A 24,574-nucleotide genomic window follows, 5' to 3' on the forward strand; every position below is an offset into this window, starting at 1 on the left:
GACAACGTTCTCCATTAGATTATGAAAAGGCCCATCAAAAGATGGTTATGTGTGTCTAGAATTTTGGTGGCTATTCAAACTCTAAAAGATTTATATACTCAATTTGGATTTGAAGAAGGTAAACAAAAATATTCAGATTTAAAACCAGCACCTATACCACCTTTTAGTTATAAATTACCAGCGAATAGAATGTTTATCGTTGGTTATTCGCATTTTGACTGATTAAGCACTGATGATGGTATATATGATTTAGCATTAGAAGATGAATTTTTAGAGAATCAATTTAACATAGTAAAGAATATGAATGAAAATAGTGGCTTACCAGATATCGATGCGGGTGGATATATTTTAGATATAGATCTTGATTATTTTCATACACAAAAATCAATTTCGCCTCATAATCAGTTTTTTTTAGTAAATTGGTAAAAGAGTCTGTTGCGATTACTATTGCTAAAGAAAGCAGATGTGTATTAGATTTACGTACAGATGGTGAAGAAATTACTAGTAAGAGTTTACTGAAAGACTTATTAGATCATATTGCAAGAATCTTAAGTAATTAGAAGTATAAGATTTCTTTTATCTACACTTATCATCAATAAATTGTTCTAATTCACGTCTTCAAAGATGATTTAAAATGTAGATTTTCTAATGCCCAAACAATCCCGCTTCCTCTGTATTGGTGGTTTCCTCAACGGAACCCAAGTCAAAGACCAAGGTGATAGTTTTATCTGTGTCGAAAAAGGTAAAAACGTCATCTACACCAAAAAGGAAATTTTCCATCCTGATTCATGGAATCATGACTACTATGTTTGTGAAACCATCACAGACAAACAGGCTCGTAATTGGGTCTATGACATTGAAAGCTGATTAAACCGTTATTTTTATAAATTTCAGATATTAAATAGCCCCAAGGTTAAGGGGCTATTTAATATACATGAGAAGACTTTATTGTATTTGGGTTTCCTGACTGCGACTTTCACCAGATTCTCATAAATCATCCATAATCTTTTGAGTTTACCAATACCCCAGTATTTTCCACCAAATTCCGCCTAATACTATAAAAATAAGCATATTGATTACACTCATGACAAAACCGGCTTTCCACCACTCAACGAGCGTTGTATAACCTGAACCGTAAATAATAGGTGAGGTCCCGGTCGCATAATGGGTAAGTGTCATCATGATACTTGAGGCAGCGGCCATCATTAAAGCAAAATACATTGGGGGAGCACCTACTGCAATACCAGCTATGTAAAATGCTGAAAACATTGCGGTAATATGAGCAGTTGTACTGGCAAAAATATAATGGGCATACATATAAGACAGTAATAAAAACATGGATGCGGGAACCCAGCTCAAACCCATTTGTTCAATGCTGGCTTGTAAGGCACTGGAAAACCATGCGATTAGTCCTAGCTTATTAAGAAAGGTTGCCATCATGACCAAGGCTGCGAACCATGTAATAGTGTCCCAGGCGCTCTTATGTGTCAAAACATCTTCCCAAGTTAGAACACCGGTTAGCAGTAAAAGTGATAATCCAATAAATGCAGTGGTCGTCGGGTCTAATGACCATATATCACCCAGAATCATGGCTGGAATCCCTGCCCAGAGTACCAATAAAACGCCGAAGACAAACAGCATTATCATTTCATCTCTGCTGATGGGCCCCATTTCTCTTAAACGATCTTTGGCAAACTGCGCAGCATCCGGTGTCTTTTTAATTTCGGGTGGATACATGAAATACAGTACAAGTGGCATTACAGCAAGCGCCACAATCCCGGGTAAAACCATGGCCAATGCCCATGTAGTCCAACTCAGACTAATTTGCATGTCGGTTGCATCTGCAATAAGTTGAACGATTAAAGGGTTTGGTGCAGTCGCAGTGATAAACATTGCAGACGTAATGGGATTGGAATGATAATTCACCAAAGCTAAGTATTTGCCGATTTTACCTTCCGTACCTTTTGCCGGATCGGAGTCAAAACTTGTAGCAATGGAGCGGACGATCGGGTGAATGATCCCACCGCCACGCGCAGTATTACTTGGCGTGACTGGAGCAAGAATTAATTCTGATAGGGCCATACTATAACCAATACCTATCGTTCTTTTGCCCCACACCGCAATAAAATAATAACCTAGCCGAGCTCCCAAACCTGTTTTTTGTAATCCTTTCGAGATCATGATGGATATACCAATCAACCAAATCAGTGGAAGAGCAAAGCCACTTAACGCATCTTTAATCGCATCAGCAGGGTTGTCGGAGGTCACGCGTGTAACTGCGACGAGAGCAATTGCAATAATTGAAATGGCACCGATCGGCATCGCTTTACCGATAATGGCAGCAATCACGCCTATGAACATGGCGAACAGCAACCAGGCATTCGCAGTAACGCCTTGTGGTATAGGAATAAGAAGCCAGATAATCAATGTGATAGCCACGGAAACTAATGTTGGTATTAATTTAAATCCCATCACGCCTTACTCCCACACATAATAATAATTATTATTTGATCATAATGATCACAACTGATATTGAAGTCTAGCGTTGGTAACATATTCTCCATAAAAAGAGCAGGGGCTTTAAGGTGGCCTCAATAAAATTTATTAAACTATTTATGTAAAATATATTTTAAATATAAATTAATAATAGTGAAGTTGATTTGCACTTAATTGCTGAAAAATTTTTTAAATATAATAATATTTAATATTATAGATAGTTTTAATCCCTGGTGTTTATCACTAAAAATATAATTGCAAGAGTGATAAAATTATTTTATATAACCCTCTATTATAATAAAAATGATATTGATGAGGGTTTATTTGTTTTAAAATAATTGTTTAGAAGGTTTTAAGATTTTTATTAGAGTTAACTGTTAGTAAATTGAATTTAAATGTTTTTTTTAAATTATGAGCTTGATTGAATAAATAATCTTAAGCTAGTTCAGTCATGCTGGTTATATTTTTATTGATGGATTTTAAATTTAATAATACTATTTTTGTGCAAAATTATAAAATTCTTATTAATAAAATATTAATATAGATGTTGGGGGTATAAATTTTATACCGTTTTTCTTATATGTTGAATATATCAAAATGGAAAAGGCAGAGAAGGTTGGTGGTTTTAGTGGATTTATCTAATTGCACATTCTAGATTTTATATTTTATTATGAGTTTTTATAATAAATCGAGATAATATATAGATTTCTAAAAAAATAAGTACCTTAGAATATATGGGTAAGGTATCTCTTCGATCGCTGGTTAATTGAAAAAAGATGTGTGTTGGAATTTTTTTAAATTAAAGCTAAGAAAACTTATAATTTGATATATTTCAAAATTTTGGAATATTTTAATTTCATTAAAGGTTTAACAAAAACAGTAAGATATATAACACTTATCTGATTGATTCACTGTGTAAAATTGCGGAAAACTACATACTAGAGGATAAATTTATTGCTGGACTGAATATGAATTATGAAATGGATGCCTTTCTGACCATTATCATCGCTGTTTTTGTTTTGATGGTCGGATTTTTGGTAGTAAATAAAATCAGAATTCTAAAACAATATAATATTCCTGAGCCTGTTGCCGGAGGGCTTGTCGCTGCAGTAATTACTTATATTTTATTTAAAAATTTTAATATTACAGTAAATTTTGATGCCAACATTCAGCAAATATTTATGCTGATGTTCTTTACCTCTGTAGGTCTCAGTGCCAGTTTGGTAAAGCTGAAAGAGGGAGGTAAGGCTCTTTTTCTATTTTTAGGTTGTGTCGTGGCTTTTGTTTTTGTGCAGAATGTCGTCGGAATCAGCCTGGCCAAGGTCTTGGGCCTAGATCCCCTGATTGGTTTGATTACAGGTTCAGTCACCCTAACCGGAGGTCATGGTACGGCCGGTGCATGGGGTATGGTTTTTGAAAGGGATTATGGTATTCAGGGTGCTGTAGTTTTAGGTATGGCCAGTGCAACTTTTGGTTTAGTCATCGGCGGTATGATGGGTGGGCCAGTGGCCAAGTTTCTGATTCGTCGTCATCAGCTGGCAGAAGAATTAGCACCAAGTTCAGGGCGAAATGAAGCCCCACCTTCATCTGAAACGGCGCCTTTTGAATACCCGGAAAAAACTCGACTGATCACAGCAGATGATGCAGTAAAAACGCTAGGCATGTTTGCGATCTGTATCAGTTTTGCCTATTTCATGACAATAGCGGCTAAAGGACAGTGGTTCGAACTTCCGTCTTTTGTATGGGCCTTGATGTGTGGAGTGATTTTACGGAACTTTCTGGAACATGTACTCAAAATTGAAATATTTGACCGGTGTATTGATGTTTTTGGAAATGCCTCATTGTCTTTATTTTTAGCTATGGCATTGATGTCATTGCAGTTATGGTTACTGGCAGATTTGGCTGGAGCATTGGTAATTATATTGATTGTACAAGCCTTTGTTCTTGCACTTTATCTATACTTTGTGACATTTAGGGTGATGGGTAAAAGTTATGATGCTGCAGTATTGTGCGCGGGACAATGTGGGGTCAATCTGGGTGCCACTCCAACAGCAATTGCCAATATTCAGGCAGTTACCAATACTTATGGACCTTCACATAAAGCTTTCCTGATCATCCCTTTAACAGGTGCTTTCTTTGTGGATATTGTGAATGCAGTGGTGATTCAGTTTATATTGAGCATCTTTGGTTAAGTTGCTGAATTTTTTCAAAAATCTATGAATATTATTTCAAAAAATTTAAGCATTAAAAAGCCCCATGGTTAGGGGCTAGTCGTATACAGGTCAAGCCCATATACTGTAAGAGGCTCATCTCAAACTGGGTGTATTAGAACACAGTCATCGTGAAATAACCACTTGAATCTGCTCTAGACCGCTAGTTGTTGTTCAATTACTGGCCATAAATTCTGATGCGATTTCTTGAACATCAGCATATGGCCAATGGTTTTATGCGCATAATTTTCAGGTTTGAGCTCAATCATCTGGGTTGATGCCTGAGGATATAGTCGTAGTAAATCCTTTACATTCTCTTCCGTGGCAATTTCGTCATCCGAGGACCAGATCGCAGTAATCGGGCAGGTGATTTGAGTATGAAAATTTGAGTCAGGTGAAACAAGTTTACCGATCGCATTGATGACATAACCCGGTTTGCTGCAAAATTGTGCCCATTGTTGTGCTACATCTTTCGGCAGGTTTTCCCCCATGCCAATTGCTTGGGTCGGGCCATAGCCTTTCGTGATCCGGAACAGAGGGAAAATAATATTAAACATGACTGGTGCCAGCAGTTTGGTTTTACCTTTAAGTCCTTTCAAATGTCCGGTTGAACCAGACACTGCCACTACTTTAGCGACTTTAGAATAATTTGGCACAATGCCTAAAAGTTGACCGCCAGCACTATGTCCCAGTAACGTCACTTTTTCTGCATGGGTTCGCGCCAATAAAGTATCAATCGCGGCCGGAATATCCAGTTGCCCCCATTGTACAATACTGGCTTTTGAATTTTTCAACGGACCTGCCAGTGAATCACCAATTCCCCGAAAATCAAAGACCATGACTGCATAGCCTTGAGCCTGCAACCAGACACAGAATTGATGATAAAACTGCTTGGTAATGCCGGTGGCTGGACACACTAATACAGGCAGTTCTTTAGATTCAGAAATAGCTGCATAAAAACGTGCACTTAAGTTATAGCCATCCTGGCACTGCAGAGTCAATGTTTCAAATTCAGACATACGTTACACTATAATTTTAGAGTCCTGATCAAGCTTTTACTCTACAGATTTTTAGCAGGGTAGCTTGGCTAAAACATGACTTAAAAGTCAGTAAAATAATAGAGAGGGAATGAACTTATGCAGCTAATGGAGCTTGAGCTGGCCGTTAAAATAGCCATTATTTTTAGTGGAATATTCTTGTGGGTGGGAATGTTTACCGGCGTCTGGAAATATTGGCAGATTCGTCAATCACCTCAGTCACGCGCACATTATTATGTCGATATTGCTCATCGTAGCAGCCTGCTTTATGCACCAGCCACATTAATTTTAGCAGTGCTGGCATATTGTTCAGCGTTGCCAAGTGTCGTGAACTTAATTTGCGTACTCATCAATATCGTGTTTTTCAGCTTTTCTATTGCGGCTTATATGCTGCATGGTTTCCTGCAAGACACGACCAATCAGTTTAAGCAGCCTCATCAATTAGGTAAGTTTCATTTACCTGGTAGTTTAATGACTTTAGCTATGCTGGGATTAATTGTTGCAGAATTAGGCGGGACAGGAATATTGCTTTATGGGGGATTTGCTGGATTGTTTTAATGATTATTTTTAATAAGTATTCTGAAAATGTGAGAATAATTGAAATATTAAGACTCTTTTTTCACCAGATGGATGACTGGCCAATCATCCATCTGGGCTAATTTAAAATTTGATTATCTGTATTTCTGGTCGATGGCCGCCCAAAGGAAAAAGGCGGCTGAGACAATCAGTGCATAACCAAAGTATTCAAGTTTTAAATTACCTTGAATTAAACAATGGACGGTTAAAGTCAGCATGAGAGCAAAAGTGGTGCATATAAATGTCACCAGATTGGTGTTGTTGGCTTTAAGAGCGTCAATGAAGACTTGCTTGTTGAAATGTAATGATAACATCTCCATCCCTCCCATTTATTTATGTTATTGAAGATTAAAGCAGATTTAATCAGTCAGAATTGAACATACAGTTGTACTGTTTAATTCAGACCTTTGCAACTGCCCTAACAGGCTTTTCCAGTCAAAATGGCCATCTTTAGTCGAATAACTACATAATTGATTGATTATGTGAGTATTTATTTTTAATGATTTCACCTCCAGATAGTTTGTCATACAAGCTGCGTCGAAATTCACTACGACAAGATAGAAAATGCAAATTCTACGCCAAATATATGTAGCATTAATCAGAACTATGTAAGACTACGTATCACTCGCTGGGGAACTTGGTATAGGTTGGCAACAATAGGTATCTAAAATTAGGAAATTAAAAGTTTTGTTTATATTTATATAAAAAATAAAATAATTTAAGCAGAACCTTATTTTATAAAAAGAATTTTATAGAAGGTCTAAATAGGAAAATTATAGCCGTGATTTGATGTCATTGTGTAGAAACAATAAATGTCCGTTTGGGTAAAACCTGACAATTATTGATCATGCTCAAACCGGATTTTGGGTAAAAATACGATTTATCAGACGTCCTAGAAATTTTAGTTTCTAATACGGTCAATCACAGCTGTAATCAGCAATACAATCATGGATGGAATAAACCAAGCCAGATTCTGCTCTGAAAGTGGTAGATTTTGTAACAATACGGGCAATTCAAAACCGGCAACTTTTATTCCGTCAAAAATACCAAAAATAAAGGCAACCAGGGTTACAGGAGCAATTACATGCGAGGGTTTCTTGAAGAAACTTGCACAGAAACTCAGCATAATGACACTAATCGCAGGCGGATAAATCGCACTCAATACGGGCACTGAAACGGCGATCAGTTTGGTTAAACCCAGATTTGAGATAACCAGTGAGAAGCCGACCAGAATAAAGACAAAAATCTTGTACGGAATTTTGGTTAAACTGGAGAAATACTCGGCACAGGCACAGGTCAGGCCAATTGCAGTCACCATACAGGCAATAAAAATCATGCCCGACAGGAAGTAAGCGCCCATATCGCCAAAGGCATGTTGTACATAGGCATGCAGGATAATGGCACCATTGGCTGCATTTGGTGCAATATCATGGCTACCAAGCCCAAGTTTAAACAGGCTTAAATACACCAGAGTTAAACCAATACCAGAGATAATGCCGGCATTGACTGCATATTTGGTAATCAGTTTTTTATCCGTTACACCACGTGAAGTAATGGCTTTGACAATTACAATACCGAAAACTAAAGCGCCTAAAGTATCCATGGTTAAATAACCATTCACGATGCCTTCAGTCACTGGACTGGTAATGTAATTATCAATCGCAGCAGGCGGATTGCTGGCAGGAATCATCACGGCTGCTACACCCAAAATCACCAGAGCGATAATTTTAATTGGCGAAAGGAAATAGCCGACGGTATCCAGAATCTTGTTTGGATATAAAGACACCACTGTCACTATGGCAAAATAGATAATGCTATATATGAGCAGGCTGCCAGATTCATTGCCAAAGTAAGATGAAAAACCGATTTCATAAGAAACGGTTGCAGTACGTGGGGTTGCAAATAAAGGGCCAACAGCCAAGTAACACACGACAGTCAGCAAAATACTGGCTGCTTTACCAAGAGGTGAACTTAGGGCCTGAATGGAACCTTCAACGCGAGACAGGGCAATAATGGTGATCACGGGTAAGCCCACTGCTGTAATAAGGAAACCTAAAGCAGCGAGCCATACGTGTTCACCGGCTTGTTGAGCCACAATCGGTGGAAAGATAATGTTGCCCGCACCAATAAATAATGCAAAGGTCATAAAACCTAAGGCGACAATATCCCGGGTACGCAGACTTGTCATAAAGGGAGATCAATAGAACAAAAGAAAGCAATTTTAGTGTATATGTCGAGTTTTTGGGAGCTTATTTTAAGGCGGGAAGCCTTGATTTTATTGAGTTTGCAAATTACATCACTCTACATTCAAAACTTGGTAGAAATATATAATTGATAATTCTTTGGAAAATAGATTTTTCTAGGTAAATTTATAAGATTTCGGTCGCTGCATTTAAAACGGGTTATTTATTGTTTGTATAAATATTCAACAGGAGAAATGCCAAGTCCTAAGAAAATTGCTGTATTAAAGGGCAAGAGGCGCGACATATTGCGTAAAAAAGGGATTATAATTCACGGATTCATAGTGAGGATAGGTATATGCGCGCTCCAGCGATTGGTCTTAAAACTGAGCAAGATATTGAAAAACTGCGGATATCCGGTCGTTTAGCTGCAGAAGTTTTAGCAATGATCGGGGAGCATGTCAAGCCTGGTGTCACAACTGAATATCTGGATGACCTCTGCCATGATTTTATTGTAAACACCTTGAAAGTGACTCCAGCCAATATTGGTTATTATGGCTATACCAAAACCACCTGTATTTCACCGAATGAAGTGGTCTGTCACGGCATTCCATCATCGAAAATCGTTTTGCAGGATGGCGATATTATCAATATTGATGTCGCGATTATTAAGGATGGTTATTTTGGTGATACCAGCCGGATGTACTATGTCGGAACGCCATCTCCAGAAGCCAAGCGACTGGTCAATACCACCTATGAAGCCATGGTGGCGGGAATCCATGCTGTAAAGCCGGGCGCAACCTTGGGCGATATTGGTCATGCCATTCAAACCGTTGCTCATCGTGAAGGTTATTCCATTGTGCGTGAATACTGCGGTCATGGTATTGGAAAAGTCTATCATGAACAGCCAAATATTCTGCATTATGGTCAGCCCGGTCAGGGCATTAAACTGGTTCCGGGCATGGTCTTTACCATTGAGCCAATGGTGAACATGGGCAAAGCGCGGGTAAAAGAGCTGAAAGATGGCTGGACTGTGGTTACTACAGATAAGTCATGGTCTGCACAATGGGAACATATGGTCTATGTGACTGAAACCGGTTTTGAAGTCTTGTCGCCTTGGCCTGAAGGTACGGGTGAGTATCCTGAAATTTAAAATATCAATTAGATGATTTTATTAGGATTCACTTACTTACAGAAATTACAAATCCATTGTTCTTGCTGACGAGAACATACAAAACACTACAAAAAACAGTGGTTTAAGATCATTTATTTGATTAAATTAAGAGTCAGATACATAGGTTCCCTTGTTTTTGATCACTAGGCTGTAGTGAAAGTTTCTCTGGCTCATTTTTCCCCAAGAATGAGCTATTTTTTTGTCTCGGGATTCTATTTTATTCAAAATATATTACTTAACTATAGTTAAGTATTTAAGTTATCGTGATTTAATTCGGCAACCAGATAATCAATGAAGACCCGGACAGCGGGCAATAAGCCGCGACGTGAAGGATATACTGCATGAAAAATACCATGCGGCGCTTTCCAGTCGGGAAGTACCCGAACCAGTTCACCACTTGAAATATAGTGTTCGACCACGTTATCTGGTAATAAGGTCACTCCTGAGCCTGAGGCGGCCAGTTGTGCCAGCATATTCAGGTCAGAACCCATAACGGTTGGATTGACACGGATTTTTTTCTGCTCTTGCTGTCCGTTTTGTAGGGTCAGAAACTGTTCGGGATGGTCTTCTGCCATACTCAGGATTTTATGTTCAGACAGTTGTTCTGGGTTTTTCAGGTCACCAAATTCATTCAGATAACCCTGACTGGCAAATAAATGCTGTTCAATTTTTTCAAACTGTCGAATCACCAGATTTGGATCGTCATCCAGGCTAGAGCGCACGCGTAAAGCCAGATCAAAACCTTCATTGATAATATCGACCCGGCGATTGGTGATCATCATCTGGACTTTAATTTCGGGATATTTTTTCAGGAAATTTGGCAGAATTTTTGCCATTTCGTTCTGGGCGATCGATACCGGAAGGCTGACTTTAATGGTTCCACGCGGTTCAGTGCTGAGATGATCGACCAGATCATGGGCGGCTTGCGCAGCATTAAGCATCACCTGTGCATGCCGGTAAATATTCATGCCGATATCAGTCACAGCAAAATGCCGTGAACTGCGCTGGATCAGGCGTACTCCAAGTCGTTCTTCAAGATTATAGACGCGGCGGCTGAGCTTGGATTTGGGAATATCAGTGGCTCTTTCGGCTGCACTAAAGCCGCCATGTTCAACCACTTGAGCAAAACAGTAAAAATCATCCAGATCCGTCAGCATCGTTTAATTCCATTTCTGCAACAATAGGCTGATTAAAAAGAGATTGTTGCGCCGTGTCAACTATAGAATGCAATTACTGAAAGACATTTAAACTTTAGGATCAAATAGGCTAAGCAATGTTTTCATGCCTTCTGTCGCAGTCTGGGAAATCTTATGAAACTGGGCTGGTAAGTACTGTTGATCTGCTTTGGGATCAATATAGTAGGCAGCGCATTCAGGCGGAATTTCATGGATTAAACCCGCCACCGGATAAACCTGTAAACTGGTGCCAATGACGACTAAAATATCGGCATCTTGTATACAGGCTTGCGCATCGGTATAAGCAGGCACAGCCTCGCCAAACCAGACCACATGCGGGCGCAGTGGATATCCCGCCTTACAGAAGTGCTTGTTTAAATCTAGCTCAGTACCTTCAATGGGGTAAAATTCGGTGGTGTACTGGCAATTTGGTCCTGAAGTTTTGGTCAAGCGGATATTGCCATGCAGATGAATGACTTTGGAGCTGCCGGCACGTTCATGTAAATCATCAATATTCTGAGTAATTATATGCACATCAAAGTTATCTTCAAGATTGGCGATCAGCTGGTGGGCTGCATTTGGCTGTGCTTCCAGAATATTTTTACGACGTGCGTTATAAAAGCGTTGCACCAGTTCCGGATTTTTGGCCCAAGCCTTAGGTGTGGCCACATCTTCTATACGATACTGTTCCCAAAGGCCATTACTGTCGCGAAAAGTGTTGATACCACTTTCGGCACTCATGCCTGCACCTGAAAAGATCACCATTTTTTTCATTATTCTGTCTCCTGAGTTTTTAGGCGACTACAGGGCTAAACTGAGTATTTTCCTTTAAAAATACGCCAAGTTCCTTTGCAAATTTTAAGGGCTCAGTCAGTAAAGGGGTATGGCCCGACTTGCTGAAAAGTACCTGTTTGGCCTGAGGCAGGCTTTGGGCAATCAGATGCTGTCCCTCAATCGGATAAAGCTTGGATTGTACACCGCTAAAGAAAGTCACCGGGCAGCTAAGTTGAGCCAGAGCTTCGCGGTAGTCCTCGCGATGGTACAAATAATTATTAATATACCATGCCATATAGTCCACCCGGCTGGAAGGTAATAACAGACTTTGCAGTCGTGGTTGATTCAAAATGAATTCGAAAGCTTTCAGACTATATTTTTGTTTATTTTGTAGCTGAATAAACTTTAACCATAGGGTGGCAATGTGTTTACGCACAGAAACGTCAAGGTTGCGGATCAATTCAACTTGCTGGTATTGCGCAAGTAGGGCAGAGAGCTGCTGCAGGATGTCGATAAATTCCTGATGGCGTGGACCAAAAAGGCCAAAAGCCCAGGCATCATCGACTGGTATTTTAGGGGTTTGATCAATATGCAAATAAGCTGTTATATGTTTGGCAAAGTTACCATAGTGCAGCCCATGCATGGTTGTCGTCGCGCCCATAGAGTAAGCAATCACAATGAATTTATCTAAATTGAGCTGCTGGACCACTGATTGAATATCCAGCCAGTGACTGGAAATCGCATCCAGATCTGGCGGAATTTTACAGCGACTGGAAGCCCCAAAGCCGCGCCATTCCGGAATAATAAAACGGAAATTTTTCTGATGCGGATAGAGAAAAGCTTTCCATTGCCAGCTCAGCATGCCAAGTCCCGAGAGGACCAGTACCGGTTGTCCTTGACCGTATTCGCGTACAAACAGCTGTTCACCATCGGGCATGCGATAAAAGGGCATGTGTATCTCCGTATTAAGGGTTATTTTGCATCAAACTGTTTGAGTCGCGGAATGACCTGTTCTAGCCAGGAAATCCAGCCCAGTTCCTGATCAATTCCCAGCTGCAGGATCATTTTATGAATATACAGGGTGCGGTCAGTTTCGTTCGCTTCGGCAAAGTCTTTGGCAAAAATGTGCTCATAGGTTTTCAGTTTTTCTTTATGCAGTTCCAGATGGCGTTCCAGTTCAGGCAGAGTCCTGTTCCCGCCAAGCTGGGCTTCGGCACGCAGACGCACCATCAGTTCTTCGCGCAGTTGTGCTGGTGAACTGTGTTCTAGCATCCAGCTGGCCAGTTCTTCCCGACCGAGGCGTTCTACCTGATAGGTTTTTTTACGGCTATTTGAATCTTCCTCTTCTATCGTCGAAATCCAGCCTTTTTGCAGCATGGCATTCAGTTCACGATAGATCTGCTGATGGGTAGCATTCCAGAAAAAGCCCATGGAACGGTCAAAACGACGTGCCAGTTCAATGCCGGTACTGGGCTTTTCGATCAGGCTAGTCAGTAGAACATGCGATAAAGACATAAACGTCTCAAAAAAATGACTCTGGATTATTATGCAACATGTTGCATAAAAATCAATTCTGCACTATAAATTAGTGCAACAAGTTGCATAAGGCTGATATCTGATAGAAATAATCAGTCAGCCTGAATAAAAATAGCCAGCACGTGTGCACGCTAGGGAGTTGAAATGTCTAAATATCCGAATTTACTTGCCCCACTGGATCTGGGTTTTACTACGCTTAAAAACCGTGTCCTAATGGGCTCTATGCATGTGGGCTTGGAAGAAGCACCGGGTGGTTATGATCGGATGGCTGCTTTTTATGCAGAGCGTGCCAAAGGTGGAGTAGCTTTAATTGTCACCGGCGGAATTTCTCCAAACGATCATGGAGTGACTTTTCAGGGTGGATCCAAGCTTGATACAGTTGAAGAAGCTGAAAAGCATAAGGTGATTACGCAGGCAGTGCATGAAGCTGGCGGTAAAATTGCCATGCAGATCCTGCATACCGGACGATATTCCTATCAGGCAGAAAATGTCGCGCCGTCACCGATTCAGGCACCGATTAATCCGGTCAAACCGCATGCTTTGACTTCTGCAGAAGTGCAGCAGACCATTGATGATTTCGCAAATTGTGCCAAGCTGGCTCAGTATGCTGGTTATGACGGTGTGGAAATCATGGGTTCGGAAGGCTACCTGATCAATGAATTTATCGCAGCACGTACTAACCACCGTGATGATGAATGGGGCGGCAGCTATGAAAACCGGATTCGCTTCCCGATTGAAATCGTGCGCCGTACCCGTGAAATGGTAGGTAAGAACTTTATTATCATTTACCGTCTTTCAATGCTGGATCTGGTAGAAGGTGGTTCAACATTAGAAGAAGTGATTCAGCTGGCCAAGGCAATTGAAAAAGCGGGTGCTACCATTATCAACACCGGCATCGGCTGGCATGAAGCGCGTATTCCGACCATCGCCACCAAAGTACCACGGGCAGCCTTTACCTGGGTAACACGCAAGCTGAAAGGGCAGGTAAGCGTCCCGCTCATCACCTCTAACCGGATTAATACACCGGAAATGGCTGAGTATGTATTGGCTTCGGGTGATGCTGATATGATCTCAATGGCTCGTCCAATGCTGGCGGACTCAGAGTTTGTATTAAAAGCTGAACAGGGCCGTAGCGATGAAATCAATACCTGTATCGGCTGTAACCAGGCCTGTCTGGATCATATTTTCTCGATGAAAATTGCCACCTGTCTGGTCAATCCGCGGGCCTGTTATGAAACCGAGCTAATTTTTAAAGAAACCAATGTAGCAAAAAATATTGCCGTGATTGGTGCAGGGCCGGCCGGTTTAAGTTTTGCTATTTATGCAGCGAATCGTGGTCATCATGTAACTATATTCGAAGCCGCTGCGCAGATCGGTGGGCAGTTCAATATCGCTAAAACCATTCCAGGCAAGGAAGAGTTTTATGAAACTTTACGTTATTTTAAGCGTCAGATTGAATTGCAACCACGTATCAAGTTATTGCTGAATCGTAAGGCGACTTTTGAGCAGCTGGTTTCTGCAGAATTCGATGATATTGTGGTGGCAACAGGGGTAACACCGCGTCAGCTTAATATCCCAGGTATTGATCATCCTAAGGTGCTGTCTTATCTTGACGTACTAAGAGAGCGTAAACCAGTTGGTCAGCGTGTCGCGATTATTGGTGCAGGCGGTATTGGTTTTGATACAGCCGAGCTTCTCAGCCATGGTGCCGAAAGTGGTAGCGTCAATCCGGAAAAATTCTATGATGAATGGGGGATCGATACCGACTATGAAAATGTCGGTGGACTTAAACCAGCCCATGTAGAACAACCGCAGCGTGAAATTTATTTGTTGCAACGTAAAGCAGCTTCTGTGGGTTCCAGTCTGGGTAAAACCACCGGTTGGATTCATCGTACAGGCTTGAAACACCGTCATGTAAAAATGATTGCAGGGGCAAGTTATGAAAGAATTGATGATCAAGGTTTACATATTGTTGTAAATGACAAACCTGCGTTGCTGGAGGTCGATCAAATTATCATTTGCGCCGGTCAGGAATCTTATACTGCTATGTTTGATGAATTGAAAGCGGCAGGTAAAAGTGTTCATCTGATTGGTGGTGCGAAAGAAGCAGGTGAGCTGGATGCCAAGCGCGCAATCCGTCAGGGCGCTGAATTGGCTGCGGTGATCTGAAAATATTAAAACCCGCTTTCCTCCCTCTCCTTTAATAAAGGAGAGGGTTAGGGAGCGGATTTATAATAAAAAATCCCCCTTGCGAAGCAGTACTTCTCACCTTTAATAAAGGGGGAATCCCGTCTATTAAAAAATATCAAAAAAAGGACTCCAAAATGACCATCGAAACTACAAGAAAGTCCATTGCGCGCTGGCATGAGATGCTGGAAAAGGATGATCTGTCGATCTTGAATGAGCTACTTGCTGAAAATGTGGTGTTTCGTTCGCCAGTGGCTTTTCAGCCTTATTCTGGAAAACAGGTGGTATTCTTTATCCTGTCCAATGTAATTCAGGTCTTTGAAAATTTCACTTATCACCGTGAATTCTTCAGTGAAGATGGTAACAATGTCGTACTTGAGTTTTCTGCTCAAGTGGGCGATAAGAAACTGAAAGGAGTTGACATGATTCATTTTGATGATGAAGGTCAGATCACTGACTTTGAAGTCATGCTTAGACCTAAATCCGGACTAGAAGCTTTAGCCTTACATATGGGCCAACGGATGCAGTCATTCCAAGCTAAAACTTAATTCGAATTATTGATATCAAGTCGGCATGAAATTTGTAAATCACAGCTAGTAACGCTAGAGGGGATGACAGATGAAAATGTTGCTTAAAAAAATGGGTCAGCTTTCCAGTGAATATCTGGATCGCTTCAGTGGAGCAGATCAGCCGACCCTCTATTACAATCCGAATGGTATTTTTTCAGGATTAATTGAATATTTACCACAACTTAAACAGAAATACCGTCCTACGCCATGGCTAGCCAATGCACATGCACATATTCTGTATCTGGATCTGATAAAAAAACGGACCATCAAGCTGAGATATGATTTGCTTGAGCAGCTAAAAATGTCAGATGGCGGTATTACCGGTATTGCATGGTATGGTCTGGATCTTCCTGCAAATACACCTACCATTGTTTTATTGCATACGATAACCGGTTCTCCTGAGTCAATGCGGGAACTGGTACGGGATCTGCATAAATATACCGGTTGGCGCGTGGCTTTATGCTTACGCCGTGGCCATGCCCACCTGCCAATGCCTGTCCCTAAAATGAATCTTTTTGGTTCGACCCAAGACTTGCGGGAACAGTTGCTTTATATCCAGGATAAATTTCCTCAATCCGATCTTTATGGGGTTGGCTCATCTGCCGGTACAGGTTTGCTTGTCCGTTATCTCGGCGAAGAAGGCGAACAGACACCATTAAAAGCCGCATTTGCCTTGTGTCCAGGCTATGACATGGAAACGGGATTCGATTATGTCCATCCATTTTATAGTAAGGTCATGACCAAAAAACTGATTAAGCGTTTTATCCAGCCTTATCAGGAAACCTGGCAAGTCTGTCCGAGCTGGAAAAGATTACTGGAAGTTAAAGATCTATCCGAGTTTGAACGACTCTATTTTGAGCTGGCCGGATTTAAAGATTATGTGAGTTATACGCAAGCCACCAATCCTATCTACGTCTTTGAAAATGTCAAAATTCCATTGATGATTTTGAATTCGGAGGATGATCCGGTTTGTAATATCCGGAATCTGGAGCCTCATAAGGATAAAATCAGAGCCATGCCGAATATTGTCGTGATTACCACTAAAAGAGGCAGTCATTGCGGTTTTTATCAAGGCTTGATGCAAACCGAATCATGGGCCACTCGTCTGATGGCAGATTACCTGATTCATTTATCTCGTACGCAAGTACAGGCATCTGCCTAAAAAGTCTTAATAAAAAACCCAGCAAATGCTGGGTTTTTTTGATGAATGATCTTGTAATTAGTTAAGTGCTGGCATTGCTGCGGCAATCGCATCAGCAACTGCATCATCTTCAGACTTGTTTTCTGGGTCAGAATTGGTTTTAGGTGCAGGTGCAGGTGCAGTTGAAGCAGGTTTTGAAACAGGCTCTTCACTGGTTTCCTTAACTGGTGTTGGCTCGCTAGTTTCCGGCTTTTTGATTTCACGGCGGATTTCAGTTGTTGTGTTTTCAGTTTGCTCACGTTGAATTTCAACCGTTGGCACCGCTTCTTCAATGACTTCTTCTTCTACAACTACCGGATCAAGCTGTTCAAATTGTACCGGTTCTGGAGTTGAGATTTCTGATGCTGGAGCAACTTCTACTTGTTCTTCTTCTTTTGGTGCTTCTTTTTTTACACACGCAGTTAATGTCAGGCCAGTCAGGATTAGGGTGGAGATTAAAAGTTTCTTCATCATCATTGCATCAAACATAAAAGTGTGGAGGGGATACACCATTATAGCAGCAAAATGCAAGATAGAAATCATATGAACTTACTGTAATTTTTTAGGGGAATTGCTGTTAGAATAGTCAATTGTTTATTGTTCTTTGAATTGATGCGGATTGACTTTGCTTTCTAGGTACAAGGTAAAGTAAAATTGCGCAACATTGCAGGCCGATTTAGGCTCGATTGTACGAGAAACCCAATGACCCATTTTATTTTCGTTACTGGTGGTGTAGTTTCATCACTAGGTAAAGGTATTTCAGCTGCTTCTGTTGCTGCACTTTTAGAAGCTCGTGGTTTAAAAGTGACCATGGTAAAAATGGATCCATACATTAATGTCGATCCAGGGACAATGAGCCCATTCCAGCATGGTGAAGTTTTTGTTACAGAAGATGGTGCTGAAACAGACTTAGACTTGGGTTACTACGAACGTTTCTTGCGTCGTGCGAAAATGACCAAACTAAATAACTTCACCTCAGGCCGTGTTTACCAGGATGTTCTGAACAAAGAACGCCGTGGTGACTATCTAGGCGGTACTGTGCAAGTTATTCCACACATTACTGACAATATCAAAGAGCGTGTACTTCGTGCAGGCGAAGGTTATGACGTTGCGATCGTAGAGATCGGCGGTACTGTAGGTGACATTGAATCTCTCCCATTCATGGAATCTGTACGTCAGTTGATGGTTGAACTTGGTCATAAACGTACCATGTTAATGCACTTAACGTTACTCCCATACATTAAGTCTGCAGCAGAATTAAAAACCAAACCAACACAGCACTCTGTTAAAGAACTCCTGTCGATTGGTATTCAGCCAGACATTCTGATCTGTCGTACAGAGTACGATGTAGATGCCGATACAACGCGTAAGATTGCATTATTTACCAACGTTGAAGCACGTGCCGTTGTGGTATGTAAAGATGCACGTTCGATCTATCAGATTCCACGTACATTCTACGAACAAAATGTTGATGATTTAATCTGTGAGCGTTTTGGCTTTAACGATCTTCCTGAAGCTGATTTAACAGATTGGGATAACGTGGTAGAAGCTTTACTAAACCCTGAATACACGGTTCGTGTGGCAATGGTTGGTAAATACGTTGAACTTCCAGATGCCTATAAGTCAGTAAATGAGGCACTTCTACATGCGGGTATTCAAAACCGTGTGAAAGTTCAGATTGACTACGTAAACGCTGAAGAGCTTGAAAGCCAAGAAGTAGCAGAGGTATTGAAAGATGCTGATGCGATTCTGGTTCCAGGTGGTTTCGGTGAGCGCGGTACTGAAGGCAAGATGCAGGCGATTCAGTTCGCACGTGAGAACGGTGTGCCGTTCCTCGGTATTTGCTTGGGTATGCAGTTGGCTGTGATCGAATACGCACGTAATGTTGCGGGTATTGCAGACGCGACCTCGACTGAATTTAACCGTTCAACCAAATCTCCATTGATTGGTCTGATTACTGAATGGCTAGATGAGCGCGGTGAAGTTCAGCAACGTTCTGCGGATTCTGACCTTGGCGGCACGATGCGTCTAGGTGCGCAAAAATCTGAACTGGTTGCAGGAACTAAAACTGCAGAAGTTTATGGTTCTGAAGAAATCATCGAGCGTCACCGTCACCGTTACGAGATGAATAACCGTTATATTCCTGTGCTGGAAGAAAAAGGCATGAAGATTTCTGGTTATTCTCCGGTACAACATCTGGTAGAAACTGTTGAAATTCCTGCACATCCTTGGTTTATTGCAGTACAATTCCACCCGGAATTTACCAGCTCGCCACGTGATGGACATCCATTATTTGCCAGTTTCATTGATGCTGCAAAAAAGCAGTACCAAAAAACCAAATAATGCGAGTTTAAGACACAACTAGGAAGTTTAAATGTCACAATTAAAACCACAAGAAATTGTACGTTTAGGCGATATACAAATGGCAAACCACTTGCCATTTGTACTATTCGGCGGCATGAACGTACTCGAGTCTAAAGACCTGGCTTTTGAAATTGCAGAAACTTATGTTGATATCTGCAAACGTCTAGATATTCCATATGTCTTTAAAGCAAGTTTTGATAAAGCCAACCGTTCAAGCCTTAACTCATTCCGTGGGCCTGGCCTGGAAAAAGGAATCGAGTGGTTAGCTGACATTAAAAAACATTTTAATGTGCCAATCATCACTGATGTACATGAGCCGTATCAGGCAGCTCCTGTGGCGGAAGTTGCTGACATTATCCAGCTTCCTGCATTCTTAAGTCGTCAGACTGACCTGGTTGAAGCGATGGCAAAAACGGATGCCATCATCAACATCAAAAAAGCCCAGTTCCTGGCTCCGCACGAAATGCGCCATATTCTGCATAAGTGTCTGGAAGCGGGAAATGACAAGCTGATTCTTTGTGAACGCGGTTCATCATTTGGCTATAACAATCTGGTTGTAGACATGTTGGGCTTCGACGTCATGAAAGAAATGAATGTGCCAGTATTCTTTGATGTCACCCATGCCTTACAGACGCCAGGCGGTCGTGCTGACTCTGCCGGCGGTCGTCGTGCCCAGATTACTACACTGGCACGTGCCGGTATGGCAACAGGTCTTGCAGGTTTGTTCCTGGAAGCCCATCCAAATCCGGATGTGGCAAAATGTGATGGTCCTTGTGCCTTGCGTTTATCTCAACTAGAGCCATTCCTCGCTCAACTCAAAGAGCTGGATACTTTAGTGAAAGGATTTGAAAAATTAGATACCCATTGATGCAGTTTTAAGCATCCTGTTATTCAATCAACTGAGGAATTGTTCATGAGTCAAATCGTTGACATTCGTGCACGTGAAATTTTGGACTCTCGTGGTAACCCAACCATCGAAGCAGACGTTATCTTAGCATCTGGCGTAGTTGGCCGTGCATGTGCACCATCTGGTGCTTCAACTGGTTCTCGTGAAGCTTTAGAACTTCGTGATGGCGATAAAGCGCGTTACTTGGGTAAAGGCGTTAAAACTGCGGTGAACAACGTAAACACGTTGATTCGTGAAGCGTTAATTGGTAAGTCAGTATTCGAGCAAAAAGACATTGATCACACGATGATCGCGCTTGATGGTACTGAAAATAAAGAAAAACTAGGTGCAAACGCAACTTTGGCAGTTTCTCTTGCTGCTGCGCGTGCTGCTGCTGAAGAAAAGAAAGTTCCACTTTTCCAATACATCGCAGACCTTCGTAATAACAGCATTTTAACCATGCCTGTTCCAATGATGAACATCCTGAATGGTGGTTCACACGCAGACAACAACGTTGACATTCAAGAGTTTATGATTGAGCCAGTGGGCTTCACTTCATTCTCTGAAGCGTTACGTGCAGGTGCTGAAATCTTCCATTCTTTGAAATCAGTACTTAAAAAACAAGGTTTAAATACTGCAGTTGGTGATGAAGGTGGTTTCGCACCAAACTTACGTTCAAATGAAGAAGCGATCACTGTTATTCTTGAAGCAATTGAAAAAACTGGCTATAAAGCTGGTTCTGACATTATGCTTGCGCTTGACTGTGCATCTTCAGAATTCTACAAAGATGGTCAGTATATCCTTGCAGGTGAAGGCAACAAAGCATTCACAAGCAACCAGTTCTCTGACTACCTTGCTGGTCTTGTGAACCAGTACCCAATCATCTCAATCGAAGATGGTCTGGATGAATCTGACTGGGAAGGCTGGTCTTACCTGACTTCTATCCTTGGCGACAAGATCCAGTTGGTGGGTGATGATTTGTTTGTAACGAATCCGAAAATCCTGCAACGTGGTATCAATGAGAAAGTCGCTAACTCGATTCTGATCAAATACAACCAGATCGGTACCTTGACTGAAACTCTAGATGCAATCTATCTTGCGAAAGCAAATGGTTACTCTACAGTGATTTCTCACCGTTCAGGCGAAACTGAAGATTCAACGATTGCAGATCTTGCAGTGGGTACAGCAGCGGGTCAAATCAAGACTGGTTCACTTTGCCGTTCTGACCGTGTAGCGAAATATAATCAATTACTTCGCATTGAAGAATTGACTCATGCTGCATATCGCGGTAAAGCTGAGTTCAAGGGTTTGAACTAAGCGACTTATGTCAATGTTATTAAATGTATTCGACTCTTTGATGAGTAAAGTACTGTTGGGCCTTGCGATCGTTCTGATCGCAGGGTTTCAATATTTATACTGGTTTGGTGAAGGTGGTTATCATGATCATCAGCAACTGACCCAGAAAATCCAGCAACAAGTAGAATTAAATGAAGAGCTAAAAGAACGTAATCGCGTTCTCGCAGCAGAAGTCTATGATTTGAAGAATGGTATTGAAGCCATCGAAGAGCATGCACGTTTAGATCTTGGCCTGATTAAGCCTCATGAAACTTTTGTTCAAATGAGTACCATCAGCACCCAATATAAACCGATCTATCTTAATCCCAATTCTAAAGTAGACCTGCGAACCAATGAGTCAGCTGAAGTACCAACCACACCCTAAACTTTGGGCCATTCTTCCAGCTGCAGGTTCCGGTAGCCGTTTCTCTAAAACAGAGCTGAAACAATACCAGATGATTCAGGAGCAGACAGTTCTTGAACATACGGTGGCACGTCTAAATCAACTGCCTTTGGCGGGTTATGTTCTGGCGATTGGTGAACAGGATAACGTGGCGAAAACCCTGCCATTTTCCAGTCTGGAGAAGGCCCATTTTTGTCAGGGTGGTGCCGAGCGGGTGAACTCTGTATTGAATGCATTGATTTATTTATCTCAAATCACTTCTGAAGATGACTGGGTGCTGGTCCATGATGCGGCGCGTCCGTGTGTCAGTCAGGATTGTCTTCAGCAGTTAGTCAATGCGGCGATGACCAAGGATCAGGCTGCAATTTTGGCGATTCCGGTACGAGATACCCTGAAACGGGTCATGACTGGTTCTGATATTGAGGAAACGGTCGATCGCTCGATGCTCTGGCAAGCACAAACCCCACAAATGGCGAAACTGGGAGTCTTGAAGCGCGCCATTCAACAGGCGTTGAAAAATGGTGCAACCATTACCGATGAAGCCAGCGCACTGGAGCATATTGGTGAGCAGGTGAGTGTAGTTCAAGGGCGTTCTGATAATATTAAAATTACTTATCCGGATGATCTGGAACTCGCCAGGCTGATTTTACAAGCTCAGGCGTAAAAATGTATTCAAATAAAATTTAAATAAAAGCAGAATAAATCTGGCTATGGCGATCTATTCCCTATGGCTTTCACTTATAATTTTGCCATCATTCTTTTTTCACCTTCTGGCCAATGATACCTTCACAGCAGTATCGGTTTTTACGTCATTCTTTGCGTGATGGACGTAGTATTAACCCGCAAGATTCATCTCGATGGACCAAGTTGCACCTTGATCCGTGGTTATTGTGCTTTCTGATTCTGAATGCAATCCTGGGTTTAATGGTGGTGTATAGCGCGACCTCCGAAGACTCTGGCATGGTGGTGCGTCAGGCGATCAGTTTCGGAATTGGCTTTGTGCTGCTGTTTATCTGTGCGCAGATTCCACCGAAAGTCTATCAGGCGATTAGTCCATACCTGTATGCCTTCGGAATATTCATGCTGCTTCTGGTCTTTGTGATTGGTGAAAAACGTTTAGGTGCAACCCGCTGGATTACCTTGCCAGGGGTAGGAAGTATGCAACCGAGTGAGGTGATGAAATTTGCGATGCCTTTGATGATGGCCTGGTATTTTGCACGCAAGCCGTTTCCTCCCAAATTTTTGCATATTGTCGGGGCTTTGATTTTATTGGGGATACCATTTGTTTTAGTGGCACTTCAGCCTGATTTGAATATTGGTTTGGTGATTCCCGGTATTTTTGTTCTATTTTTAAGTGGGATGTCGTGGCGTCTGATTGGTGGTGCAGCGGCGGCAGTAGCCGTGGCAGCTCCGGCTGCATGGATGTTCGTACTACAGGAATATCAAAAAAAACGTATCACCACGTTGTTCGATCCGGAGTCAGATGCCTTGGGCGCGGGCTGGAATATTATCCAGTCCAAAATCGCCATTGGTTCAGGCGGTTCCACAGGTAAAGGCTATACTGAAGGTACGCAATCGCATTTGGGTTATCTCCCTGAACATCATACTGACTTTATTATGTCGACCTATGCCGAAGAATTCGGTTTTATTGGTGTTTTCCTGCTGTTCAGTTTATTCACTGCCATTATTATTCGCTGTTTGATGATTGGTTTAAACAGCTTTCATAACTTTGGCCGTTTATATGCTGGAGCCATGGGACTGACTTTCTTCTTCTTTGTATTTTTAAACTCAGGCATGGTGAGCGGGATTTTACCTGTGACCGGAGATCCATTGCCGCTGATGAGTTATGGTGGAACGGCAGTGATTTCCATGCTGGCCGGGATGGGCATTGTGATGTCGATTCATACCCATCGATAAATTATTCTAAAAGTTGGACTTTTTCCGGCTTTCTTATAGACTTAAGATAAGTTGTTTTAAAAATCCAGTTGGGCCAGAAGAAAAAAAGAATATTCTAGAACTCGTATTAAATTAAAAAAGCCCTCATTTGAGGGCTTTTTTAATTTAATACTTTAACTGAAAAACCAGGTGTAATAGCCCCAGATCATTAAAGGCCAGGCTAAAAATGGACTAAACAGCCATTTCCAGAACCAGTGGCGCGGCATAAAGCCCACACCATGGACAAAGCCTCCAGAAATACCAATCATAATATACATCATGGCACTATGGCTATATTCACCATTGGCATCCAGCATTGCGGAAGGATGAACCAATAACACGGCTGCGAGAGGAAAAGCCAGGAGGCAGGAAATCATCATCGCAAATTTGTTTGGTTTCTTGTCTACAACGGTTTTCTCAAGCGCAGCTTCGGTCATGTTTTATTCCTCATCCAGGTCTTGATGTTGTTCCATGTAAATGGCAGCAATTACACTGGCAAAACACGCCATCAGTACACCCAGAATCCAAGCAAAATACCACATAGTTGTCTCTCCTTA

General features: G+C 41.7%; 25 protein-coding genes. 14 read left to right on the forward strand and 11 right to left on the reverse strand.

Features of this window, described 5'->3' with window-relative positions:
* Positions 1–66: 66 nt before the first annotated feature.
* Both AY605_RS04540 and AY605_RS04545 read left to right on the forward strand, forming a co-directional pair.
* Positions 67–222 (forward strand): hypothetical protein, encoded by a 156-nt coding sequence (locus AY605_RS04540; protein ID WP_155857653.1) that lies wholly within the window; start codon positions 67–69, stop codon positions 220–222.
* 426 nt (positions 223–648) lie between these two features.
* Positions 649–867 (forward strand): hypothetical protein, encoded by a 219-nt coding sequence (locus AY605_RS04545; RefSeq protein ID WP_064095283.1) that lies wholly within the window; start codon positions 649–651, stop codon positions 865–867.
* A 147-nt stretch (positions 868–1,014) separates the two neighbouring features.
* Here the strand turns inward: AY605_RS04545 and AY605_RS04550 are convergent, their stop codons facing one another.
* On the reverse strand, positions 1,015–2,472 hold the full coding sequence (locus tag AY605_RS04550) for a DASS family sodium-coupled anion symporter (protein ID WP_064095284.1): 1,458 nt from the start codon (positions 2,470–2,472) through the stop codon (positions 1,015–1,017).
* A gap of 992 nt (positions 2,473–3,464) precedes the next feature.
* Between AY605_RS04550 and gltS the strand changes: the two genes are divergently transcribed.
* Positions 3,465–4,688 (forward strand): sodium/glutamate symporter, encoded by a 1,224-nt coding sequence (gene gltS / locus AY605_RS04555; protein WP_064095285.1) that lies wholly within the window; start codon positions 3,465–3,467, stop codon positions 4,686–4,688.
* Between the two features lie 173 nt (positions 4,689–4,861).
* Here the strand turns inward: gltS and AY605_RS04560 are convergent, their stop codons facing one another.
* Complete coding sequence (locus AY605_RS04560) at positions 4,862–5,725, reverse strand: alpha/beta fold hydrolase (protein WP_064095286.1); 864 nt, start codon at positions 5,723–5,725, stop codon at positions 4,862–4,864.
* A gap of 117 nt (positions 5,726–5,842) precedes the next feature.
* On the opposite strand from AY605_RS04560, the gene AY605_RS04565 reads away from it, so the two are divergent.
* Entirely contained in the window at positions 5,843–6,301 is a 459-nt protein-coding gene (locus tag AY605_RS04565; RefSeq protein WP_064095287.1) for a hypothetical protein, read from the forward strand.
* A gap of 113 nt (positions 6,302–6,414) precedes the next feature.
* On the opposite strand, the gene AY605_RS04570 is transcribed toward AY605_RS04565, so the two are convergent.
* Complete coding sequence (locus AY605_RS04570) at positions 6,415–6,633, reverse strand: hypothetical protein (protein WP_004645284.1); 219 nt, start codon at positions 6,631–6,633, stop codon at positions 6,415–6,417.
* Positions 6,634–7,220: 587 nt separating this feature from the next.
* Positions 7,221–8,507 carry a branched-chain amino acid transport system II carrier protein gene (gene brnQ / locus AY605_RS04575; RefSeq protein WP_064095288.1) on the reverse strand — a complete coding sequence of 429 codons (1,287 nt, stop codon included), beginning with the start codon at positions 8,505–8,507 and terminating at the stop codon, positions 7,221–7,223.
* Positions 8,508–8,857: 350 nt separating this feature from the next.
* On the opposite strand from brnQ, the gene map reads away from it, so the two are divergent.
* Complete coding sequence (gene map, locus AY605_RS04580; protein ID WP_064095289.1) at positions 8,858–9,652, forward strand: type I methionyl aminopeptidase; 795 nt, start codon at positions 8,858–8,860, stop codon at positions 9,650–9,652.
* A 266-nt stretch (positions 9,653–9,918) separates the two neighbouring features.
* On the opposite strand, the gene AY605_RS04585 is transcribed toward map, so the two are convergent.
* The 4 genes from AY605_RS04585 to AY605_RS04600 form a co-directional block, all read right to left on the reverse strand.
* On the reverse strand, positions 9,919–10,830 hold the full coding sequence (locus AY605_RS04585; protein ID WP_064095290.1) for a LysR substrate-binding domain-containing protein: 912 nt from the start codon (positions 10,828–10,830) through the stop codon (positions 9,919–9,921).
* An 87-nt stretch (positions 10,831–10,917) separates the two neighbouring features.
* Positions 10,918–11,622, reverse strand: a complete 705-nt coding sequence (locus AY605_RS04590; protein WP_064095291.1) for an SIR2 family NAD-dependent protein deacylase — start codon at positions 11,620–11,622, stop codon at positions 10,918–10,920.
* Between the two features lie 19 nt (positions 11,623–11,641).
* Positions 11,642–12,574, reverse strand: a complete 933-nt coding sequence (locus AY605_RS04595) for an alpha/beta fold hydrolase (RefSeq protein ID WP_064095292.1) — start codon at positions 12,572–12,574, stop codon at positions 11,642–11,644.
* Positions 12,575–12,594: 20 nt separating this feature from the next.
* Positions 12,595–13,137: a PadR family transcriptional regulator gene (locus AY605_RS04600; RefSeq protein ID WP_064095293.1), complete on the reverse strand. Its 543-nt coding sequence runs from the start codon at positions 13,135–13,137 to the stop codon at positions 12,595–12,597.
* Positions 13,138–13,302: 165 nt separating this feature from the next.
* Here AY605_RS04600 and AY605_RS04605 point away from each other — a divergent pair, with 165 nt between their 5' ends.
* From AY605_RS04605 to AY605_RS04615, 3 genes are all read left to right on the forward strand, one after another.
* Positions 13,303–15,327, forward strand: a complete 2,025-nt coding sequence (locus AY605_RS04605; protein WP_064095294.1) for an NADPH-dependent 2,4-dienoyl-CoA reductase — start codon at positions 13,303–13,305, stop codon at positions 15,325–15,327.
* A gap of 155 nt (positions 15,328–15,482) precedes the next feature.
* Complete coding sequence (locus AY605_RS04610; RefSeq protein ID WP_064095295.1) at positions 15,483–15,893, forward strand: nuclear transport factor 2 family protein; 411 nt, start codon at positions 15,483–15,485, stop codon at positions 15,891–15,893.
* Between the two features lie 70 nt (positions 15,894–15,963).
* Positions 15,964–17,076, forward strand: coding sequence for a YheT family hydrolase (locus AY605_RS04615; protein ID WP_064095296.1), 1,113 nt, complete (start codon positions 15,964–15,966; stop codon positions 17,074–17,076).
* 57 nt (positions 17,077–17,133) lie between these two features.
* On the opposite strand, the gene AY605_RS04620 is transcribed toward AY605_RS04615, so the two are convergent.
* On the reverse strand, positions 17,134–17,571 hold the full coding sequence (locus AY605_RS04620) for a hypothetical protein (RefSeq protein WP_212839203.1): 438 nt from the start codon (positions 17,569–17,571) through the stop codon (positions 17,134–17,136).
* A gap of 225 nt (positions 17,572–17,796) precedes the next feature.
* On the opposite strand from AY605_RS04620, the gene AY605_RS04625 reads away from it, so the two are divergent.
* The 6 genes from AY605_RS04625 to rodA all read left to right on the forward strand — a co-directional run bounded on the left by AY605_RS04625 (position 17,797) and on the right by rodA (position 23,999).
* Positions 17,797–19,437, forward strand: a complete 1,641-nt coding sequence (locus tag AY605_RS04625) for a CTP synthase (RefSeq protein ID WP_064095298.1) — start codon at positions 17,797–17,799, stop codon at positions 19,435–19,437.
* A 31-nt stretch (positions 19,438–19,468) separates the two neighbouring features.
* A complete protein-coding gene (gene kdsA, locus AY605_RS04630; RefSeq protein WP_064095299.1) occupies positions 19,469–20,326 on the forward strand; it encodes a 3-deoxy-8-phosphooctulonate synthase in 858 nt (285 codons plus the stop codon).
* 45 nt (positions 20,327–20,371) lie between these two features.
* Entirely contained in the window at positions 20,372–21,661 is a 1,290-nt protein-coding gene (gene eno, locus AY605_RS04635; RefSeq protein ID WP_064095300.1) for a phosphopyruvate hydratase, read from the forward strand.
* A gap of 7 nt (positions 21,662–21,668) precedes the next feature.
* Complete coding sequence (gene ftsB, locus AY605_RS04640; protein ID WP_081406324.1) at positions 21,669–22,064, forward strand: cell division protein FtsB; 396 nt, start codon at positions 21,669–21,671, stop codon at positions 22,062–22,064.
* Positions 22,033–22,746, forward strand: coding sequence for a 2-C-methyl-D-erythritol 4-phosphate cytidylyltransferase (gene ispD, locus AY605_RS04645; protein WP_064095302.1), 714 nt, complete (start codon positions 22,033–22,035; stop codon positions 22,744–22,746). The genes ftsB and ispD overlap by 32 nt, the downstream gene beginning before the upstream one ends.
* A 113-nt stretch (positions 22,747–22,859) precedes the next feature.
* A complete protein-coding gene (gene rodA / locus AY605_RS04650) occupies positions 22,860–23,999 on the forward strand; it encodes a rod shape-determining protein RodA (protein WP_064095303.1) in 1,140 nt (379 codons plus the stop codon).
* A 152-nt stretch (positions 24,000–24,151) separates the two neighbouring features.
* On the opposite strand, the gene AY605_RS04655 is transcribed toward rodA, so the two are convergent.
* Positions 24,152–24,454 (reverse strand): cyd operon YbgE family protein, encoded by a 303-nt coding sequence (locus AY605_RS04655; protein ID WP_064095304.1) that lies wholly within the window; start codon positions 24,452–24,454, stop codon positions 24,152–24,154.
* 3 nt (positions 24,455–24,457) lie between these two features.
* A complete protein-coding gene (cydX, locus tag AY605_RS04660) occupies positions 24,458–24,559 on the reverse strand; it encodes a cytochrome bd-I oxidase subunit CydX (protein ID WP_004278713.1) in 102 nt (33 codons plus the stop codon).
* Positions 24,560–24,574: the final 15 nt, after the last annotated feature.

Origin of the sequence: Acinetobacter sp. SFD, assembly GCF_001647575.1 — a bacterium.
GTDB lineage: Bacteria > Pseudomonadota > Gammaproteobacteria > Pseudomonadales > Moraxellaceae > Acinetobacter > Acinetobacter pecorum.